Consider the following 18,052-nt stretch of genomic DNA (forward strand, 5'->3'; position numbering starts at 1 on the left):
GCCGACCCGGGGGTCGGCCTATGCAGTGGTTCCGGGTTACGCGCCGCTTACGCGCGCTTGTCGTCGTCGAGATCTTCGAACTCGGCATCGACGATGTCATCATCGTCACCGCGCGGCGCATCCGCAGCCTCGGCCACGTCTTCGCCCTCTTCTTGCGCGGCCTTGTAGATGGCCTCGCCCAGCTTCATCGCCGCCTCGGTCACGTTCTGGATGCCCGACTTGATCTTGTCGGCATTGTCGGTTTCCAGCTCGTCCTTGAGCGCGGCAATTGCCAGCTCGATGGCTTCGATGGTGGTCGGGTCGACCTTGTCGGAGTGCTCTTCCATCGACTTCTCGGTCGAGTGGATGAGGCTTTCCGCCTGGTTCTTCGCCTCGATGAGCTCCCGGCGCGCCTTGTCGGCTTCCGCGTTCTCTTCGGCGTCCTTGACCATCTTGTCGATGTCCTCATCGGACAGACCGCCCGAGGCCTGGATGGTGATTTTCTGTTCTTTTCCAGTGCCCTTGTCCATCGCACCCACTGACACGATGCCGTTGGCGTCGATGTCGAAGGTCACCTCGATCTGCGGCATGCCGCGCGGGGCGGGCGGGATGTTTTCGAGGTTGAAGGCGCCGAGGATCTTGTTGTCGGAGGCCATTTCACGCTCACCCTGGAAGACCCGGATGGTCACCGCGTTCTGGTTGTCTTCGGCGGTGGAGAAAATCTGGGACTTCTTGGTCGGGATCGTGGTGTTGCGGTCGATCAGACGGGTGAAGACACCGCCCAGCGTCTCGATGCCGAGCGACAGCGGGGTCACATCGAGCAGGACCACGTCCTTGACGTCGCCTTGCAGAACACCGGCCTGGATGGCGGCGCCCATGGCAACCACTTCGTCGGGGTTCACGCCCTTGTGCGGCTCTTTGCCGAAGAATTTGGTCACTTCTTCGACCACTTTCGGCATGCGGGTCATCCCACCCACGAGCACGACCTCGTCGATGTCGGAGGCGGAGAGGCCCGCGTCTTTCAGCGCCGCCTGGCAGGGCTTGATCGAGTTCTTGATGAGGTCGCTGACAAGGCTTTCCAGCTTGGAGCGGGTCAGCTTCATGACCATGTGCAGCGGCTGGCCGTTGGCGCCCATCGAGATGAACGGCTGGTTGATCTCGGTCTGGCTGGAGGACGACAGCTCGATCTTGGCCTTCTCGGCTGCCTCTTTGAGACGCTGCAGGGCCATCTTGTCTTGGGTGAGGTCGACCTGATGCTCCTTTTTGAACTCATCCGCGAGGTAGTTCACGATGCGCATGTCGAAGTCTTCACCGCCGAGGAAGGTGTCGCCGTTGGTGGATTTCACTTCGAAGAGGCCGTCGTCGATCTCGAGGATGGTCACGTCGAAGGTGCCGCCGCCGAGGTCATAGACTGCGATGGTTTGCGTGTTCTCTTTGTCGAGGCCATAGGCCAGCGCTGCAGCCGTCGGCTCGTTGATGATGCGGAGCACTTCGAGGCCCGCGATCTTGCCCGCGTCTTTCGTGGCCTGGCGCTGGGCGTCGTTGAAATAGGCGGGGACGGTGATGACCGCTTGGGTCACCTCTTCGCCGAGGTAGCTCTCGGCGGTCTCTTTCATCTTGCCGAGGATGAAGGCGGAGATTTGGCTGGGCGAGTATTTCTCGCCTTTGGCTTCCACCCAGGCGTCGCCGTTGCCGCCGTCGATGACGTTGAACGGCATGTTCTTCTTGTCTTTGGCCAGGTCCGCGTCGTCGAACCGGCGACCGATCAGACGCTTGACGCCAAAGATTGTGTTTTCGGGGTTGGTGACGGCTTGCCGTTTCGCGGGCTGGCCCACGAGGCGCTCGTCATCCGTGAAGGCGACGATGGACGGGGTCGTCCGGGCCCCTTCGGAGTTTTCGATGACGCGGGGTTGGCTGCCATCCATGATGGAGATGCAGCTGTTGGTGGTTCCCAGGTCGATACCAATGACTTTGGCCATGTTTTGATCCCTCTTTAATTCAAGGCGATGACACGGAGCGAGTGGCCCGTTATGGCGCCGCTGCCCCGATCTGGTAACACATGAAGCGGGTCGCTTCGTGCGGTTCGCAGCGTATATAAGGAGGGGCCCGGGGCGCTGCAACCTTTAGGATTGGGGTGCGCGGGGATTCTTGTGGCAAAACCCATGCATTTTTGGACAGGGCGAGGACAGCTTGGCGCATCTAACGGTTGCAGGCTTCGACATTTATAAATCTTACCTCGATCTGCCGGCGCAGGAGGCGTTGCTTGCGGCGCTGCGGGAGGTCGTGAGACAGGCGCCTTTCGTGGCGCCGGTGACGCCGCGCGGCAAGCCGATGTCGGTGCGGATGACGGCGGCGGGAACCTATGGCTGGATCACCGACCGGCAGGGCTATCGCTATGCTGCCGCGCATCCCAATGGCACGCCCTGGCCCGCCATTCCGGAGCAGATCATCGGCATCTGGGACGCGCTCACCGGGCTGGAGCGCAGGCCGGATTGTTGCCTGATCAACTACTACGGCGAGGGCGCGCGGATGGGGATGCATCAGGACAAGGACGAGGCGAGCTTTGACTGGCCGGTGGTGTCGATCTCGCTGGGGGATGAGGGGCTCTTCCGCATGGGTGGCCCGGCGCGCGGGGGCAAGACGCAGTCGATCTGGCTGCAGTCGGGGGACGTGGTCGTGATGGCAGGTGCGGCGCGGCTCGCGCATCACGGGGTGGACCGCATCCGCTTTGGCTCGAGCAGCCTGATGCCCAAAGGCGGGCGGATCAACCTGACCTTACGGGTGGTGACCTGAGCGGGCTTACCCGGCCTTGCTGTGTGGTGTCTCACCCGGGTTGTCGCGGCCCTCTTTCCGAAGCCGCAGGTCGGCCCATTTGGTCTCGAGCAGCCAGGCGACGTCGGTGGCCGAAACCGCCTTGTCAAAGAGAAAGCCCTGACCCAGCCCGCAATCCAGGGACTTCACGAACTCCAGGTCCTGCAGCGATTCGATGCCTTCGGCGGTCACGTCGAGTTCCAGCCCGCGGGCCAGCGACATGATGCCCGTCACGATTTTCTGGTTCTGCGGCTGACCGCAGATGTCGGTGACAAAGCCGCGGTCGATCTTGATGCTGTCGAAGGGCAGCTGCCGCAGGCTGGCCAGGCTGGAATAGCCGGTGCCGAAATCATCGAGGGCAACTGAGATGCCAATGGCCTTCAGTGCGTTCAGCTTTTCGCGCGCGGCGGGGAAGTCGCGGATCACGGAGCGCTCGGTCACCTCGATGGTCAGACGCTTTGGATCGAACTTGGTGTCCTCGAGGATCGCGGTGATGTCTTCGACCAGGGCACGATCATGGAACTGCAGCGGCGAGACATTGAAGGACATCGACAGGCGCGCGTCCCATTCGTTGGCGGCGGCACAGGCGCGGCGCAGCAGGCTGTTGCCCAGCGCGCTGATCTGGCCGCTGTCCTCGGCGATCTCGATGAAGACGCCGGGGGAAATCGTACCGCGTTCGGGGTGGTGCCAGCGGGCCAGCACCTCGAACCCGGTGATGTATTGCTTCTCGATGTCGACGATGGGCTGAAACCAGGGTTCGATCTGATCGGTCTTGATGGCTTCGCGCAGCTCGGCCTCGATCTGGGCGCGTTCGGTCGAGTGGCGGTCAAGCTCAGCGTCGTACCAAGCAAAGCGCGCGCGGCCTTCGTTCTTGGCGGTGTAAAGCGCCCGGTCCGCGCGACCGAGCGCGTCGGAATGGCAACTGCCGCTGGCCCAATTGGCGAGGCCCACGCTGCAGCTGATGTAGAGCTGCGTTCCCTGGAACTCGAAGGGTTTTTCCATTGCGTGCAGCAGGCGCCGGGCGATCCGCTCGACATTGCTGGCGTCGCGGCGCGGCTCGAAGATGACGGCAAATTCGTCGCCCCCAAGCCGGGCAATCATGTCGGTGTGGCCCAGCATGGCCTCCAACCGCTCGGCCACGCCGCGCAGGATCGCGTCGCCCGCCGCATGGCCCTGAACGTCGTTGATCGGCTTGAAACGGTCGAGGTCGATCATTGCGATATAGCGGCTTGCGCTGTCGGCATCGGCCTCGATCTTCTGCATGGCCTGGGCAAAGGCGCGGCGATTCATCAGCCCGGTCAGCGGGTCGTGGCGGGCGTTGCGCTCGGCGCGGCGATACTCCTGCGCGCGCTCCTTCATCACCTTGCGCAATTGCCGCGATTTGTAGATCGACGAAAAGATCAAGGCGACGGAGAGGTTCACCACCAGCAGCGCCAACTCGTCCAAATCCCAGTCTTCATGCGCGCGGGAGAACTCGTAGAACTCCTCGAACAGCTCCATCTCGGCGATGATGGGCCAGGTCACCACAGCGGAGACAAAGAACACGACATGCGCGTTGAAAATTTTGCTCTTCCAATCGGAGTTGAAGATACTGCTGAACATGGGCCGCCTCGTAAAATTTCGCTGCGGACCCTAGGGTTTCGCCGGTTGCCAACAGGTGAACCGCCGCCAGCAAAACGGGTTGCCCTTTATCCAAATTTTACAGGGTTCGAGTGCCCGCAGGCCGGGATCAGCGGCGTGCGCTCCAGCTGAGCGAGGCGTGACGGCGGGTGTAGAATTCGCCCATCAGGCCGATCATCAGCAGCACGACCCCCACCCACATGGCATAATGCCAATCGGTATAGCGGGGGTTGTAGTTGATGAAGGTGAAGCCGCGCGCCTGGTCGATGGCATGAAACAGTGGGTTCCAGTCGAACATCGCGAGCATGAAGCTGGGCAGGCTGTTGGCCACGAACATCTTGCCCGAGGCGATCATGTTGGCGCGCTGGTAGATCGTCGAGAAGATGCTGACCACCTGGGGAAACCACGGCTTGAGGGCCAGCAGCACCAGCCCCAGCGCGATGCCGGTGAACCAGGCGACCAGCAACATGCCGAAGGCGGCGGCTGGCTCTTCGATGACCACCGGTGTGAAGGCCACGTGGTAGCCGAAGAGGATGATGCTGAGCGAAAGCACCTGGACATAGAGCGCGCCAATGGCAGCCGAGGCGATGGCGATGATGGTGTTCATCGGCGCGTGCTGCATCATCGGGCTGGCCGGGCCTTCGGAGCCCACAACCGCGCTCATCGACTTGGTGTGGGTGAGGAAGAGGAAGATGCCCGACATGATATAGAGCAGGAAATCGCCCCGGATCGCCGAGCCGCGCAGCCCTAGCAGCGAGAACATGACGTAGAAGGCGAGCACGAAGATCAGCGTCTGCAGCACGTTGATGAAGATCGCGGCAAAGGCGTTGTTGTGGGTCTTGCGCACGGATCGCACGGTGGAGTGATAGATCAGCTCCAACAGCGTGAGGGCGGAGGCCGCCCCCGTCGATTTGCGTCTGCTTGCCTGAAACATGACCGCTCTGCCTTGTGATGATCACCAGTTTTGCACGGAATTCTTGCTGTTCCGTTAGAGGTTCACCATAAGGGGCATCGTTTTCAACATCAATCATCGAGACATGGACGGTACGGGTTATGGATTACGTGAAGCTGGTTGAGGTCATGCGCCGGTTGTCGATCGAAGCAGGGGCGAAGATCATGGAGATCTACGACGCCGACGACTTCGACGTGAAGGTGAAGTCGGACGACAGCCCGGTGACGGCGGCGGATGAGGCGGCCGATGCGCTGATCTCGGCGGGGCTGCGTCAGGCCTTTCCGGACGTGATGCTGGTGACCGAGGAGCAATCGGCCACGCATGACACCACGGGCGATACCTTCCTGATCGTCGATCCGCTGGATGGCACGAAGGAGTTCATCCACCGGCGCGGCGATTTCACGGTGAACATCGCGCTGGTCGAAGGCGGTGTGCCGACGCGCGGTGTGGTCTATGCGCCCGCGAAGGGGCGTATGTTCTACACCGAGGCCGATGGGCATTCGGTCGAGGAGACGGGGGATCTGGCTCTGGACCAGGTGGGGCCGACGCAAGCGATGTCGGTCTCGGAGGCGGACAATGGCGCGCTGATGGTCGTGGCGTCGAAGTCACACCGCGATCAGGCGACGGATGATTACATCAACAAATACGCCGTGAAGGACATGAAAAGTGCCGGCTCGTCACTGAAGTTCTGCCTGGTGGCGACGGGGGAGGCGGACCTCTATCCAAGGCTGGGGCGCACGATGGAGTGGGACACGGCGGCAGGCCATGCGGTGCTGGCGGGTGCGGGTGGTGCCGTGGTGCGCTTCGATGACCTCACACCGCTGACCTATGGCAAGGACGACTATGCCAACCCGTTCTTCATTGCCCATGCCCCGTCTGTCGATCTGAAAGACAGCTGATGTCGGTGCTGATTGTCATTCCGGCGCGCTATGCGTCCACCCGGTATCCGGGCAAGCCACTGGTCGGGCTGACGGGCGCCTCGGGCGTCACGCGCAGCCTGATCGAGCGCAGCTGGCAGGCGGCCTCCGCCGTGGCCGGGGTGGACCGGGTCGTTGTGGCGACGGATGACGATCGGATCAGGGAGGCGTCCGAGGCGTTCGGCGCGGAGGTGGTGATGACCTCGTCGGACTGGGTGAACGGCACCGAGCGCTGCGCCGAGGCGCATGCGCTCTTGGGCGGCGGTTATGAGATCGTCGTCAACCTGCAGGGCGATGCGCCGCTGACCCCGCATTGGTTCGTGGAGGACCTGGTGAGCGGGCTGCGCGCCGCCCCGCAGGCCGAGATCGCGACCCCGGTGCTGCGCTGTGATGGCGCGACGCTGACCGGGTTTCTTGAGGATCGCAAAGGTGGTCGGGTGGGTGGGACCACCGCTGTGTTCGACAGTGCGCATCAGGCGCTTTACTTCTCGAAAGAGGTGATCCCGTTCACCTCCGCGACCTACGGCGATGCGGAGGAGACACCGGTGTTTCATCATGTCGGTGTCTATGCGTACCGCCCCGACGCGCTGGCCGCTTACGCCACCTGGCCGGCCGGTCCGCTGGAGCGTCTGGAAGGGTTGGAGCAGCTGCGCTTCATGGAGAACGGCCGGTCTGTGCTCTGCGTCGAAGTGAGCGCGAAGGGGCGGCATTTCTGGGAATTGAACAATCCGCAGGACGTCCCGAAACTCGAGCGGATGATGGCCCAGATGGGCGTGGACTGACGCCAAACAGCGCCAGATTTTAAGGACTTAGCAGATTGAGGGCGTTTCGGGCCGCGGAACTGAAGTTCAAAAAATGCCTAAAATTATACACGTATTGCGAGTATACTGGCGGGACTTCGCTATATTTCGTATTGTAGACCTGATTGCGCTAAAAAATCGCTTTAATTGGAGTGCAAGTCGTGTTTTTGACGCATTTGAGCGCTAAATGATGCTCGCGGGGTGCGATTAATTTTGATGTGTGAGGGCAACAGTATGAAACGCAAAGTGACCAAGGCGATCTTTCCCGTAGCCGGGATGGGGACACGCTTTCTACCCGCGACAAAATCTGTACCAAAAGAAATCATGACATTGGTGGACCGCCCGTTGATCCAATACGCGATCGACGAAGCGCGGGCCGCTGGCATCAAGGAATTCATCTTCGTCACCTCACGCGGCAAGGGCGCGCTCGAGGACTACTTTGACCACGCGCCGACGCTGGAAGAGGAGCTGCGCAAGAAGGGCAAGGACGACCTCCTCGAAGTTCTGGAAACAACTTATATGGAGAGCGGCGCCATCGCCTATATCCGCCAGCACAAGGCGCTGGGCCTTGGCCATGCGGTCTGGTGCGCACGCCGCTTGATTGCGGATGAGCCCTTTGCGGTCATTCTGCCCGACGACGTGATCGCGGCAGACAAGCCGTGTCTACAGCAGATGGTCGAAGCCTATGAGGAAACCGGCGGCAACATGGTCGCCGCAATGGAAGTGGCACCCGAGAAGGCGTCGTCCTATGGCGTGCTCGACGTGGCCGATGACATGGGCTCGATGGTCAAGGTGAAAGGCATGGTCGAGAAGCCGAAGGCCGAGGAAGCGCCCTCGAACCTCGCGGTGATCGGGCGCTATATCCTGTCGCCCTCGGTGCTCAACAACCTCAACAAGATGAAGTCGGGCGCGGGTGGTGAGATCCAGCTGACGGATGCCATCGCGCAGGAGATCGACAAGAAAGGCAATGTCTACGGATACCGCTTCCGCGGACAGCGGTTCGATTGCGGATCGAAGTCCGGGTTCCTGCAGGCGACGGTCGCCTTCGGCCTCGACCGGGACGATCTGCGCGAAGATCTCTCGGCTTACCTGCACGATGTGGTGAACATGGGCAAAGCGGCGGAGTAACCCCCCTGCCCCCAGGCTGATCCCGACAGATGTGCGGCGCCGGAGTCACTCCGGCGCCGTTTCCGTGTGGCCGGAACAGATTCGCGGTTGGCGGCCCCGTCCAAAGCAGCAATATGAACGGCACCTGACCTCGCTGTGAAAGGTTGCCGGATGGTGCGGCGCTCGCCCTGGTCCCGATACAAGCTGCGGCTGCGGCGCAAACGCATGTTGTGGCGCGCCTTTCGCAGCCGTCACCAGCTGACAGCGCTGAGGGACAGGACCGTCGAAATCCTGGACGATGATATCCTGCTGTTTGCCACCCTGCGCAACGAAGCGCTGCGGTTGCCGCATTTTCTCGAACACTACCGAAAGCTGGGCGTGCGTCACTTTCTGATCGTCGACAACGGCAGCGAGGACGAGACGATGGCGTTGCTCGATGCGCAGCCGGATGTGTCGCTGTGGTGGACGGCGGAGAGTTACAAGGCATCGCGGTTCGGGATGGATTGGCTGACCTGGCTCATGCGGCGCTATGGCCATGGGCATTGGACGGTCACGGTCGATGCCGATGAGCTGCTGATCTATCCCGATCACGACAGCCGCCCGTTGCCACAGCTGACCGCGTGGCTGGACGGCCAGGGGCAGCAGATGATGGGCGCGCTGATGCTGGACCTCTATCCGAAGGGGCCGCCCAACACGCATGAATATGTCGCCGGGCAGGACCCCTGCGAGGTGCTGCAGTGGTTCGACGGCTATGGCTATTGGGCGCAGCTGCAGCAGAAGATGGGCAATCTCTGGCTGCAGGGCGGGCCGCGCGCGCGCTGTTTCTTTGCCGATGATCCGCGCAGGGCGCCAACGCTGAACAAGATCCCGCTGGTGAAATGGCACCGCAGCTATGTGTTCGTGAACTCGACACATAACGCGCTGCCGCCCAGGCTGAACCGGACCTATGACGAAGGCGGTGCCGAGAAGCTCACCGGGGTGCTGTTGCACACCAAGTTCCTGCCGGATGCCGCTGCCCGCGCCAAGCAGGAACAGCAGCGCCGGGAGCATTTTTCGAACTCTGCGCTCTATGATGATTACTATGTGGCGGTGGGTCGGAATCCGGACATGTGGACGCCTGAGTCGCTCCGGCTGGCCGGGTGGCGACAGCTGCTGCGTGTCGGTTTGATGTCACGGGGCGGGTGGTGACGTAAGGGAATCCGCTCAAACGCCGCCAGGCTTTCAAAATTATTGTGAAAATTAGATTTTTGAGCAATAAAATATCAATAAGTCGCAGTTAACCAATCGCGACACAAATCGATCGCTGGAGATACGGGGCACGAGGCTCTTTCAAACCGGTGGTGGAGGCGGCGGAGAAGGTCTGAAGCTTGGGAATCTTGGGATCCTACCGGATGCGTTGGGCGCGCAAGCGTTTGCGTATGCGCGCCCGCCGGAAAAGCCTGCAGTTGCGTCGGGTCTCTGATCGGACAGCGCGGCTGCGTCGCACCGACATCCTGCTGTTTTCGACGCAGCGCAACGAGATGCCGCGTCTGCCTTACTTCCTCGAATACTATCGCGACATGGGGGTCACGCATTTCCTGATCGTGGACAATGGCAGCACCGATGGATCGATGGAGTATCTGGCCGAACAGCCGGATGTGTCGCTGTGGCGGACGGCGGGCAGTTACAAGTCGGCACGGTTTGGCGTCGACTGGCTGAACTACCTGCAAGGGCGCTATGGTCATGGGCACTGGTGCCTGACCGTCGATTCCGACGAGTTCCTGGTTTATCCGTTCTGTGATACGCGCCCGCTGCGCGCGCTGACCGATTGGCTCGACAGCTGTTCGATCCGGACATTCTCGGCGATGATGCTGGATATGTATCCGAAGGGTCGGCTGGATGCGCAGCCGTATCTGCCCGGGCAGAACCCCATCGATATCGCCTGCTGGTTCGACAGCGGCAACTACACGATGTCGCGCAATCCGCTTTACGGCAACCTGTGGATCCAGGGCGGGCCGCGCAGCCGGGTGTTCTTTCCCGATACGCCGGACCTGGCACCGGCGCTGAACAAAATCCCGCTGGTGAAATGGGACCGGCGGTATGCCTATGTGAGCTCGACCCATATGCTGCTGCCCCGCGGGCTGAACCTCGTCTATGACGACTGGGGCGGCGAGAAAGCCTCGGGCGTGCTGTTGCACGCCAAGTTTCTCGACACCTTCGCCGCGAAGGCCGCCGAGGAGGCAACCCGCCGCGAGCATTATGCGGAATCGACCGAGTACCGCGCCTATACGGCGGGGCTGGAGGAAGAGCCGCAGCTGTGGTGCAAATGGTCGGAGAAATACATCAACTGGCGCCAGCTTGAGATCCTCGGCCTGATGTCCAAGGGGAATTGGGCGTGAGCGTCGGTGTCGTGATGCTGGTGCACACCGCCTTTGACCGGGCGGAGCAGGTGGCGCGGCATTGGTCGGCGGCGGGCTGTCCGGTCATCATCCATGTGGACAAGCGGGTGCCGCGCCGGGTGTTTGACGCGTTCGAGCAGGCGCTGGCCGATGTGCCGAGCCTGTCGTTCTCGAAACGCTTCCGGTGCGAATGGGGCACCTGGGGGATCGTGGCGGCGACGCAATCGGCGTCCGAGCAGATGCTGGCGCGCCATGCGGAGGTGCGGCATGTGTATCTGGCGTCGGGCGCGTGCCTGCCGCTGCGACCTGTCAGCGAGCTGATCGACTATCTGGCGGACAGGCCGAAGACCGATTTCATCGAAAGTGCCACCACTTCGGATGTGCCATGGACGGTCGGCGGGCTGTAGGCGGAACGGTTCACGCTGCGTTTTCCCTTTGCGTGGAAACGGCACCGGTTTCTCTTTGATCGCTATGTGACGTTGCAACGGCTGTTGGGGGTCAACCGCAAGGTGCCGGGTGGGTTGATCCCGCATATCGGCTCGCAGTGGTGGTGCCTGACACGGCAGACCCTGTCGGCCATTCTGCAGGACCCGGCGCGCGGCGATTTCGAGCAGTATTTCCGCCGGGTGTGGATCCCCGATGAGAGCTATTTCCAGACCCTGGTCCGGCAATATGCGATCACCATCGAGAGCCGGTCGCTGACGCTGTCGAAGTTCGATTTCCAGGGCAAGCCGCACATCTTCTATGACGATCATCTGCAACTGCTGCGGCGGTCGGACTGCTTTGTGGCGCGCAAGATCTGGCCGCATGCGCACCGGCTTTACGATGCGTTTCTCGCGGACCCGGCAGGCGCGATGAAGAAGACCGAGCCCAATCCGGGCAAGATTGACCGCATCTTTGCCAAGGCGGTGGACCGGCGCACGCGCGGGCGGCCGGGGCTTTACATGCAGAGCCGCTATCCGCGCGAGGATCGCGAAAACGGTGTGACGGCGGCGCCCTATTCCATGTTCCAGGGGTTTGCGGAGCTCTTCGACAATTTCGAGCCGTGGCTGGCGAAGGCAACGGGCGCGCGCGTGCACGGCCATCTTTTCGCACCGGACCGCGCACATTTCGCGGACCGGCAAACGGTGATGAACGGGGCGTTGAGCGACAGTGCGATCCTGCGGGACTACAACCCCGAGGCCTTCCTGACGAACCTGATCTGGAACACCCGCGGCGAACGGCAGTGTTTCCAGTTCGGGCCCGGAGACAACCAGGCGATTAATTGGCGTGTCGCGAAGGACCCCAATGCCCAGATCTCGGTGATCAGTGGCGCCTGGGCGGTGCCGCTCTTCCGGTCGAACGCGAATTTCATGGATTTGCGCAAAGCCGCCGCCGAGCTGCAGAAGATCGAGAGCGAGCATCTGAAGGTGCTGCGGTCGAGCTGGACCAAGGCGCGGGTGCGCATCTGGACCATGGCGGATTTCATCGAAGCGCCGATGGAGCCGTTGCAGACGATCCTTGATGAGATTGGCCCGACCAGCCAGAGACGGTTGTCAGAGGTGCCGCGGATGGTCGATCTGACCGGCTTTGGCCAGTTCCTCCAGAACCTTAAGAACCAGGGCATGCACCCCTATCTGATGGGGGATTTCCCGGTCGATCAGGGCACCGTGGTGCAGGATCGGGACAAGCCGCGCAAGCCCTACCTCGTGCGGTAACTGCGCAACGACAGGCGGATCAGGCCGCCTGTTCGGATTCCGCCGAGGTCAGGATCGTGTGCAGCGTCGCCGGGTTCGGGTTCGCCCGCAGTTTCGAGCAGATGCCCGGATCGCGCAGGGTGCGCGAAACGAGCGCGAGCGCCTTGAGGTGCTCGACCCCGGCATCTTCCGGCGCAAAGAGCGCGAAGGCGATGTCGACCGGCTGGCGGTCCACCGCGTTAAAGTCGATGGGTTTGTCGAGAAGGACAAAGGCGCCGACGACCGTATCGAGACCATCGAGCCGCGCATGTGGCAGCGCGATGCCATGTCCGACACCGGTGGGCCCCAGCGCTTCGCGCGCCAGCAAGGCATCGAGCACATCACCCGATTTCAGCCCATACGCCTGTTCCGCGAGATCGCCGAGATCCTGCATAAGGCGTTTCTTGCTTGAGGCGGAGGTCAATACCTTCACGGCCTCAGGCTTGAGGAGTTTGTTAAAATCCATTCTGCTCGCACTAGTTGGGAGGCAATTGTGCCTCGGTAGAAATCCTACTGCGGGTCTATCCAGCCAATGTTCCCGTCATCGCGACGGTATACGACATTCAAGCCCTCTTTGCCTTCGTTTCTAAAGACCAGAACCGGCGCGCCGGCCAGTTCCATCTGCATCACCGCTTCGCCCACGGAGAGAGATGGGATTTTGGTTTCCATCTCGGCAACGATGATCGGTTGCAGGGTCTCGGGTTCCTGTTCGCCTGAGTCGGCGTCTGATGCGAGGATATATGAGGACGCGCCGTAGATTTCAACCGGTTCGGCCCGATCTTTGTGATGGTCTTTCAACCTACGCTTGTATCTTCGGAGCTGTTTTTCCATCTTGTCGCAACAGGCATCGAACGCGGCATAGATCTCGGTCTGGTGGGCCTTGGCCTGGGCGGTCAGGCCGGTGGAGAGGTGCACGGTCGCTTCGCAGACAAACTCATGGGCCGACTTGGAGAACACCACCACCGCTTCGGTCGGGCGTTCGGCGTATTTCTTCACTGCTTCGCCCAGTTCATCCTTCACGTGGGTTTGCAGCGCTTCGCCAATGTCGATCTGTTTGCCGCTGATTTGATACCGCATAGTCACTCCTTCGTATGGCGGACCGTGGGCTTGCACTCCGGGCGCACGGGCGCCGGGAGGCCGAAAGTCACAGTCACGGAAAGTGGCGTTCGACCCGATGCCTGACGTCGGAGCCCTGGCAAGGAGGACGATGCGACATCAGACAGGACCGGGTGCGTGCCATGCCTTCATTGAGCCCGAAAATCTGTCTGGGAGTCAAATAAAAGCGGCGTGGATTCGCGTAAAAAGTGTTTTCACGCCGATGGTCTTTAGTCAGGAAATTTTGAAGTTGTCGCCGAGGTAGACGCGGCGGACGTTCTCGTTCTGGACCACGTCATCGGGGGTGCCGGACATCAGCACGCGGCCCTCGTGCAGGATGTAGGCGCGGTCCACGATTTCGAGGGTTTCACGCACGTTGTGGTCGGTGATCAGCACACCGATGCCGCGCTTTTTGAGGTCAGCCACGAGGTGCCGGATGTCGCCCACCGAGATCGGATCGACGCCCGCAAAGGGTTCGTCGAGCAGCAGATATTTGGGGCTGGCGGCGAGGCAGCGCGCGATCTCGACACGGCGACGCTCGCCACCCGAGAGCGCCAGCGCGGGCGCGCGGCGGAGGTGTTCGATGGAGAACTCGCTGAGCAGTTCCTCGAGCCGTTCGCGCCGCTTGTGGCGGTCGGCCTCGGTGATGTCGAGGATCGCGCTGATATTGTCCTGCACGGAGAGCCCACGGAAGATGCTCATCTCCTGCGGCAGATAGCCGATGCCCAGCCGGGCGCGGCGATACATGGGCAGCGCGGTGACATCCTGCCCGTCGATCGTGACGCTGCCGCCCTCGGGTGTCACGAGGCCCGCGACGGCGTAGAAGGTCGTCGTTTTGCCGGACCCGTTGGGGCCCAGAAGGGCCACGACCTCGCCGCGTTCGAGGTACATGGAGAAATCGCGAATGACGGTTTTCTTGCGGTAGGATTTGCGCAGGTGGTCCACATGCAGCCCGGCAGAGCCTTCGGCCACGGTCAGCTTGGGTTGGGCCATTACTGATTGCCTGTCTGCAGGATCGTCTTGACCGATCCGCTCATCTGCGCGGTGCCGTCTTCGAGCTGTACGGTCATCTTGTCGGCGGTCAGCGCCGAGGGCCCCTGGGTCAGCAGCACATTGCCGGTCATCACGATCACGCCATCATCGATGCTGTAGTCGGCGCGTTCGGATTCGGCGGCATCGGGGCCGGAGACGAGGGTGACCCCACCCGTCGCTTCCATACGCTCGATGCCTTGGGTGTTTTCGCGGTAGACGACCAGAAGGCGTTCAGCCGAGAGCCGCATCTCGCCCTGGCCGACGATGACGTTCCCGGTGAAGACGGCCTCGCCGGTCTCCTGATCGACCGCGAGGTTCTCGGCGGTGACTTCGACGGGCAGATCGGTGTCCTGCTTGATGGCGCCAAAGGCGACTTGAGTGCCTTGCGCGAAAAGGGCAGGGGCTGTGGCCAGCAGAAACAGCGGCAGCAGAATAAGTCTTAATAAAATCACGGGTCAGTCATCCACCTGTTTGGGCTGATATACCAGTTTCACGCCGTTTGTGAAAACCAATTGGGCGGGGCCACCGGACTCTTCGGCCGAAAGCTCCATCGCGCCTGCCACGAGGTCACCGCCGGGCGTCGTGGCGAGCACGGTGCCGGGCGAGCGCAGGTTCAGGACGGTCACCCGGGCCGAGAGCGCCTGGCTGGTCATCACGTACCCTTGCGAGGTGGTGACGACGACGTTCCCGGTCAAGTTCGCAAGGTCATTGGCGATGTTCACGAGGGCCGCATCTGACGTTACGTTAATGGTGGTGCCGCCCACCATGTCGATCTTGACGAAGACGTCTTCGGCCTGGCTGGCGCCTGTGAGGCCGCCGGGGCTGGTGACCTTTTCCGCCACGAAGGCGATCTGGTCGCCATCTGCCGAGGTGCCGGAATAGTAGGGCCCGGAGATCTGCTGGTTGAGCAGCCGGTCCTGCACTTCGGTATCGGCGAAGGGGATCGCCTCGGTCGGGTCGATAACGCGGGAGAGCAGGAACAGCGTCGAGAGCAGGCCAAGGGCGGCGAGCGGCAGCACCACTTTCAATAAGGCCACCGTGCGCGAATAGCGGTCCCCCTTCATCGCGGCTTATCCGAGGCCGACGCGCAGGCAGTCGTGAATGTGGATCAGGCCCACGGGTTTCGGGCCATCGACGACAAAGAGGCAGGTGATCCCGCGGCCCTTGTTGCCGTCGTTCATCACCGCCACCGCCTTTTCGGCCAAAGCGTCCGGTTCGATGGTCGTGGGCGCGGGTGTCATCACATCCTGTGCGCGCTGGTCGAGCAGCCCGTCCATGTGCCGCCGCAAGTCACCGTCGGTGATGATCCCGGCGAGATGACCCTCGCCATTCTGGACACCGACGACACCAAAGCCCTTCTGGCTGATCTCGATCAGCGCCTCCGACATCGGCGTATCGAGCGAGATGAGCGGCAGGGCTGGGCCGGTGTGCATGAGGTCGGACACCCGGCTGAGCTGGGCGCCCAGTTTGCCACCGGGGTGAAAGTCGCGGAAGTTTTCCGGCGTGAAGGCGCGGTGTTCCATCAGCGCGATGGCCAGCGCGTCGCCCAGTGCCAGGGTCATCGTAGTGGAGGACGAGGGCACGACGCCCGTGCCGCAGGCCTCGCCGAGGCGGGGCAGCAGCAGTACCACGTCGCACTCGCGCCCGAGGCTTGAGCCTTCAACGCTGGTGATGCCCAGCAGCGGGATGCTGAACCGTCGGGAGTAGGCAACGAGGTTGGCGAGCTCCGGCGCCTCGCCCGAGTTCGAAATCGCCAGCACTACATCGGCGCTGGTGATCATGCCCAGATCGCCATGGCTCGCTTCCGCCGGGTGCACGAATTGCGCAGGCGTGCCGGTGCTGGCCATGGTGGCCGCGATCTTGCGGGCGATATGGCCTGATTTGCCGATGCCGGTGACGATCACGCGGCCCTTGGCATTGAGCAGCAGGTCGATGGCGTCACGAAACCGGCCATCAAGCGTCTCGGCCAGCGTGCCGAGCGCCTCGGCCTCGATGCGGATCACCCGCCGGGCGGTATCGAGGAACGGCGTGCTCATGAATGGGTGAAGATGTCCGTGTCAGGCCAGCCTTCGAGGTCGAGCCGGGCGCGGGTCGGCAGGAAATCAAAACAGGCCTGCGCCAGCTCCATCCGCCCTTCGCGTTCCAGCATGACGTTCAGCGCCTCGCGCAGACGGTGCAGGTAGAGCACGTCGGAAGCGGCGTATTCCACCTGTGCTTCGGTCAGCGTGTCGGCGCCCCAATCGCTCGACTGCTGCTGTTTGGAGATGTCGATGTTCAGCATCTCCTGCAGCAGCTTCGCCAATCCGTGCCGGTCGGTATAGGTGCGCACAAGGCGGCTCGCGATCTTGGTGCAGTAGACGGGTGCCGCGAGTGTGCCGAAGGTATGCTGCATCGCCGCGATGTCGAAGCGCCCGAAGTGGAAGAGCTTGAGCACCTTGGGATCGGCCAGCAGGGCGCAGAGGTTCGGCGCCTCGGTCTGACCTTGCGCGATCTGCACCAGATGTGCCTTGCCGTCACCACCTGAGAGCTGCACGACGCAGAGCCGGTCGCGGTGCGGGTTCAGGCCCATGGTCTCGCAATCGATGGCGACGATGGGCCCGAGGTCGAGCCCATCCGGCAGATCATGTTTGTAAACGCTGTGTGTCATGCGCCCCCTATAGCTTGCCTTTCAGCCATGTGAAAGCGCCGCTTGGGGGGAAAGGCCAGCGGCTTTTGGCCCAGCGTGACCCGGCGCCAGCGCTCAGATTTCGGCACCTGTGCTTTCGTTCAGGGCGCGCAGGGTGCTGCCGCCGGTCGGGGTCGGATCGCCCTTTTCGGCGGAAAGATCCGGCGTGGCGCGGCGCACCGTCTCGCGGATGTCTTCGACCGAGCGTTGCACGGAACGGCAGACACAGCAGAGACGGCTGACCCGGCTGGCGCTGTCATCGCTGAACAGCCCCTGCTCGCGCGCGGCATCGAACATGCCCAGAAGGTTCTGCAGTTGCATGTCCGCGAGCGCCGAGAAATAGCGGATGTTATCGAAGGTCATCTGAGTGCCTTCCGACTGCGCCTCCACGGCGATCTGGATCGCGGTGCCAATGACACGATCGCCGCCCGAGGGCAGGCGCACGGGCTGAATGGTCGTGTCCCATTGCTGAACGCCGCCCGGCAAGGCCAGCGTTTCCAGATAGCGCAGCGGCCTCTGGGTGCGGGCGCATTCGGTATAGCGGCCAATCACGATATCCGCCTGAGGCGGCGGAAGCAGATCGCGCAGGCTGGTGCCGCGGGCCGTGGCGGGTTCAAACCCGGTGGCCTCGGCGTGGGCGCGGTTGATGCAGATAATCTCGAAATCACTTTTGTCGGATGCCCGTTCTGCTGCGAACATTGGGACGGAAAATTGATCAAGTATCGCCGCAAGTTTCTCTGCGGAGGTGGTGTTTAACATGGGTCCCCTCAACTCTTAAAATACGAAGGGTGGCCCAAAGGTCTTGCCAAGTCGTTTCGAAAGCTGCGCAGATTTGAGACGAGTTTGAGCGATGCTGCAGGTGCGAAGAAGGGCGGGTTGCGCCGCGTTTTGAAAGCCGATGGATTTCAAAAGGATACCCGCAGCGCCGGGGCGCCGCGGGTGTTGGTTTCTGGTTTGTGAACACTGTGTTCACGGTCGTCG

At 62.2% G+C, this 18,052-nt stretch carries 17 protein-coding genes and 1 pseudogene; 7 read left to right on the forward strand and 11 right to left on the reverse strand.

Features of this window, described 5'->3' with window-relative positions; genetic code table 11:
• Nucleotides 1-47: 47 nt before the first annotated feature.
• Nucleotides 48-1,958, reverse strand: coding sequence for a molecular chaperone DnaK (dnaK, locus tag ACVC7O_RS00520; RefSeq protein ID WP_458324152.1), 1,911 nt, complete (start codon nt 1,956-1,958; stop codon nt 48-50).
• A gap of 211 nt (nt 1,959-2,169) precedes the next feature.
• Here dnaK and ACVC7O_RS00525 point away from each other — a divergent pair, with 211 nt between their 5' ends.
• Entirely contained in the window at nt 2,170-2,772 is a 603-nt protein-coding gene (locus ACVC7O_RS00525) for an alpha-ketoglutarate-dependent dioxygenase AlkB family protein (protein WP_458324153.1), read from the forward strand.
• A 6-nt stretch (nt 2,773-2,778) separates the two neighbouring features.
• Here ACVC7O_RS00525 and ACVC7O_RS00530 read toward each other — a convergent pair whose 3' ends face one another.
• The gene (locus ACVC7O_RS00530) at nt 2,779-4,392 is read right to left on the reverse strand and encodes a putative bifunctional diguanylate cyclase/phosphodiesterase (RefSeq protein WP_458324154.1); all 1,614 of its coding nucleotides are present in this window, start codon (nt 4,390-4,392) and stop codon (nt 2,779-2,781) included.
• A 127-nt stretch (nt 4,393-4,519) separates the two neighbouring features.
• Nucleotides 4,520-5,344, reverse strand: a complete 825-nt coding sequence (locus tag ACVC7O_RS00535) for an ABC transporter permease (protein ID WP_458324155.1) — start codon at nt 5,342-5,344, stop codon at nt 4,520-4,522.
• Between the two features lie 119 nt (nt 5,345-5,463).
• Here ACVC7O_RS00535 and cysQ point away from each other — a divergent pair, with 119 nt between their 5' ends.
• The 6 genes and pseudogenes from cysQ to ACVC7O_RS00565 all read left to right on the forward strand — a co-directional run bounded on the left by cysQ (nt 5,464) and on the right by ACVC7O_RS00565 (nt 12,261).
• Complete coding sequence (cysQ, locus tag ACVC7O_RS00540; protein WP_458324156.1) at nt 5,464-6,261, forward strand: 3'(2'),5'-bisphosphate nucleotidase CysQ; 798 nt, start codon at nt 5,464-5,466, stop codon at nt 6,259-6,261.
• Nucleotides 6,261-7,061, forward strand: a complete 801-nt coding sequence (locus ACVC7O_RS00545; protein ID WP_458324157.1) for a 3-deoxy-manno-octulosonate cytidylyltransferase — start codon at nt 6,261-6,263, stop codon at nt 7,059-7,061. The genes cysQ and ACVC7O_RS00545 overlap by 1 nt, the downstream gene beginning before the upstream one ends.
• 252 nt (nt 7,062-7,313) lie before the next feature.
• On the forward strand, nt 7,314-8,207 hold the full coding sequence (galU, locus tag ACVC7O_RS00550) for a UTP--glucose-1-phosphate uridylyltransferase GalU (protein ID WP_458324158.1): 894 nt from the start codon (nt 7,314-7,316) through the stop codon (nt 8,205-8,207).
• Between the two features lie 150 nt (nt 8,208-8,357).
• A complete protein-coding gene (locus ACVC7O_RS00555) occupies nt 8,358-9,374 on the forward strand; it encodes a glycosyltransferase family 2 protein (protein WP_458324159.1) in 1,017 nt (338 codons plus the stop codon).
• A 203-nt stretch (nt 9,375-9,577) separates the two neighbouring features.
• Nucleotides 9,578-10,564, forward strand: a complete 987-nt coding sequence (locus ACVC7O_RS00560; RefSeq protein WP_458324160.1) for a glycosyltransferase family 2 protein — start codon at nt 9,578-9,580, stop codon at nt 10,562-10,564.
• A pseudogene (locus ACVC7O_RS00565) lies at nt 10,561-12,261 on the forward strand (DUF5927 domain-containing protein). The gene ACVC7O_RS00560 and the pseudogene ACVC7O_RS00565 overlap by 4 nt, the downstream one beginning before the upstream one ends.
• 19 nt (nt 12,262-12,280) lie before the next feature.
• On the opposite strand, the gene ACVC7O_RS00570 reads toward ACVC7O_RS00565, so the two are convergent.
• From ACVC7O_RS00570 to ACVC7O_RS00605, 8 genes are all read right to left on the reverse strand, one after another.
• Nucleotides 12,281-12,745 carry a PTS sugar transporter subunit IIA gene (locus ACVC7O_RS00570; RefSeq protein ID WP_458324161.1) on the reverse strand — a complete coding sequence of 155 codons (465 nt, stop codon included), beginning with the start codon at nt 12,743-12,745 and terminating at the stop codon, nt 12,281-12,283.
• A 44-nt stretch (nt 12,746-12,789) separates the two neighbouring features.
• A complete protein-coding gene (gene hpf, locus ACVC7O_RS00575; RefSeq protein ID WP_458324162.1) occupies nt 12,790-13,356 on the reverse strand; it encodes a ribosome hibernation-promoting factor, HPF/YfiA family in 567 nt (188 codons plus the stop codon).
• Between the two features lie 252 nt (nt 13,357-13,608).
• Nucleotides 13,609-14,367: an LPS export ABC transporter ATP-binding protein gene (lptB, locus tag ACVC7O_RS00580; protein ID WP_458324163.1), complete on the reverse strand. Its 759-nt coding sequence runs from the start codon at nt 14,365-14,367 to the stop codon at nt 13,609-13,611.
• Complete coding sequence (locus ACVC7O_RS00585) at nt 14,367-14,858, reverse strand: LptA/OstA family protein (RefSeq protein ID WP_458324164.1); 492 nt, start codon at nt 14,856-14,858, stop codon at nt 14,367-14,369. The genes lptB and ACVC7O_RS00585 overlap by 1 nt, the downstream gene beginning before the upstream one ends.
• A 3-nt stretch (nt 14,859-14,861) precedes the next feature.
• Entirely contained in the window at nt 14,862-15,470 is a 609-nt protein-coding gene (locus ACVC7O_RS00590; RefSeq protein ID WP_458324165.1) for a hypothetical protein, read from the reverse strand.
• A gap of 6 nt (nt 15,471-15,476) precedes the next feature.
• Complete coding sequence (locus ACVC7O_RS00595) at nt 15,477-16,442, reverse strand: KpsF/GutQ family sugar-phosphate isomerase (RefSeq protein WP_458324166.1); 966 nt, start codon at nt 16,440-16,442, stop codon at nt 15,477-15,479.
• Nucleotides 16,439-17,053 (reverse strand): ribonuclease D, encoded by a 615-nt coding sequence (locus ACVC7O_RS00600; protein ID WP_458324167.1) that lies wholly within the window; start codon nt 17,051-17,053, stop codon nt 16,439-16,441. The genes ACVC7O_RS00595 and ACVC7O_RS00600 overlap by 4 nt, the downstream gene beginning before the upstream one ends.
• Before the next feature lie 93 nt (nt 17,054-17,146).
• The gene (locus tag ACVC7O_RS00605) at nt 17,147-17,830 is read right to left on the reverse strand and encodes a PAS domain-containing protein (RefSeq protein WP_458324168.1); all 684 of its coding nucleotides are present in this window, start codon (nt 17,828-17,830) and stop codon (nt 17,147-17,149) included.
• Nucleotides 17,831-18,052 lie beyond the last annotated feature (222 nt).

It is taken from the genome of Roseobacter cerffii (genome assembly GCF_054226325.1).

Excerpts from the sequence above, each read along its gene's own strand:
- dnaK (WP_458324152.1), bottom strand. The coding sequence starts at position 1,958 with ATGGCCAAAGTCATTGGTATCGACCTGGGAACCACCAACAGCTGCATC.
- ACVC7O_RS00530 (WP_458324154.1), bottom strand. The coding sequence starts at position 4,392 with ATGTTCAGCAGTATCTTCAACTCCGATTGGAAGAGCAAAATTTTCAAC.
- ACVC7O_RS00535 (WP_458324155.1), bottom strand. The coding sequence starts at position 5,344 with ATGTTTCAGGCAAGCAGACGCAAATCGACGGGGGCGGCCTCCGCCCTC.
- cysQ (WP_458324156.1), top strand. The coding sequence starts at position 5,464 with ATGGATTACGTGAAGCTGGTTGAGGTCATGCGCCGGTTGTCGATCGAA.
- ACVC7O_RS00545 (WP_458324157.1), top strand. The coding sequence starts at position 6,261 with ATGTCGGTGCTGATTGTCATTCCGGCGCGCTATGCGTCCACCCGGTAT.
- galU (WP_458324158.1), top strand. The coding sequence starts at position 7,314 with ATGAAACGCAAAGTGACCAAGGCGATCTTTCCCGTAGCCGGGATGGGG.
- ACVC7O_RS00555 (WP_458324159.1), top strand. The coding sequence starts at position 8,358 with ATGGTGCGGCGCTCGCCCTGGTCCCGATACAAGCTGCGGCTGCGGCGC.
- ACVC7O_RS00560 (WP_458324160.1), top strand. The coding sequence starts at position 9,578 with ATGCGTTGGGCGCGCAAGCGTTTGCGTATGCGCGCCCGCCGGAAAAGC.
- ACVC7O_RS00570 (WP_458324161.1), bottom strand. The coding sequence starts at position 12,745 with ATGGATTTTAACAAACTCCTCAAGCCTGAGGCCGTGAAGGTATTGACC.
- hpf (WP_458324162.1), bottom strand. The coding sequence starts at position 13,356 with ATGCGGTATCAAATCAGCGGCAAACAGATCGACATTGGCGAAGCGCTG.
- lptB (WP_458324163.1), bottom strand. The coding sequence starts at position 14,367 with ATGGCCCAACCCAAGCTGACCGTGGCCGAAGGCTCTGCCGGGCTGCAT.
- ACVC7O_RS00590 (WP_458324165.1), bottom strand. The coding sequence starts at position 15,470 with ATGAAGGGGGACCGCTATTCGCGCACGGTGGCCTTATTGAAAGTGGTG.
- ACVC7O_RS00595 (WP_458324166.1), bottom strand. The coding sequence starts at position 16,442 with ATGAGCACGCCGTTCCTCGATACCGCCCGGCGGGTGATCCGCATCGAG.
- ACVC7O_RS00600 (WP_458324167.1), bottom strand. The coding sequence starts at position 17,053 with ATGACACACAGCGTTTACAAACATGATCTGCCGGATGGGCTCGACCTC.
- ACVC7O_RS00605 (WP_458324168.1), bottom strand. The coding sequence starts at position 17,830 with ATGTTAAACACCACCTCCGCAGAGAAACTTGCGGCGATACTTGATCAA.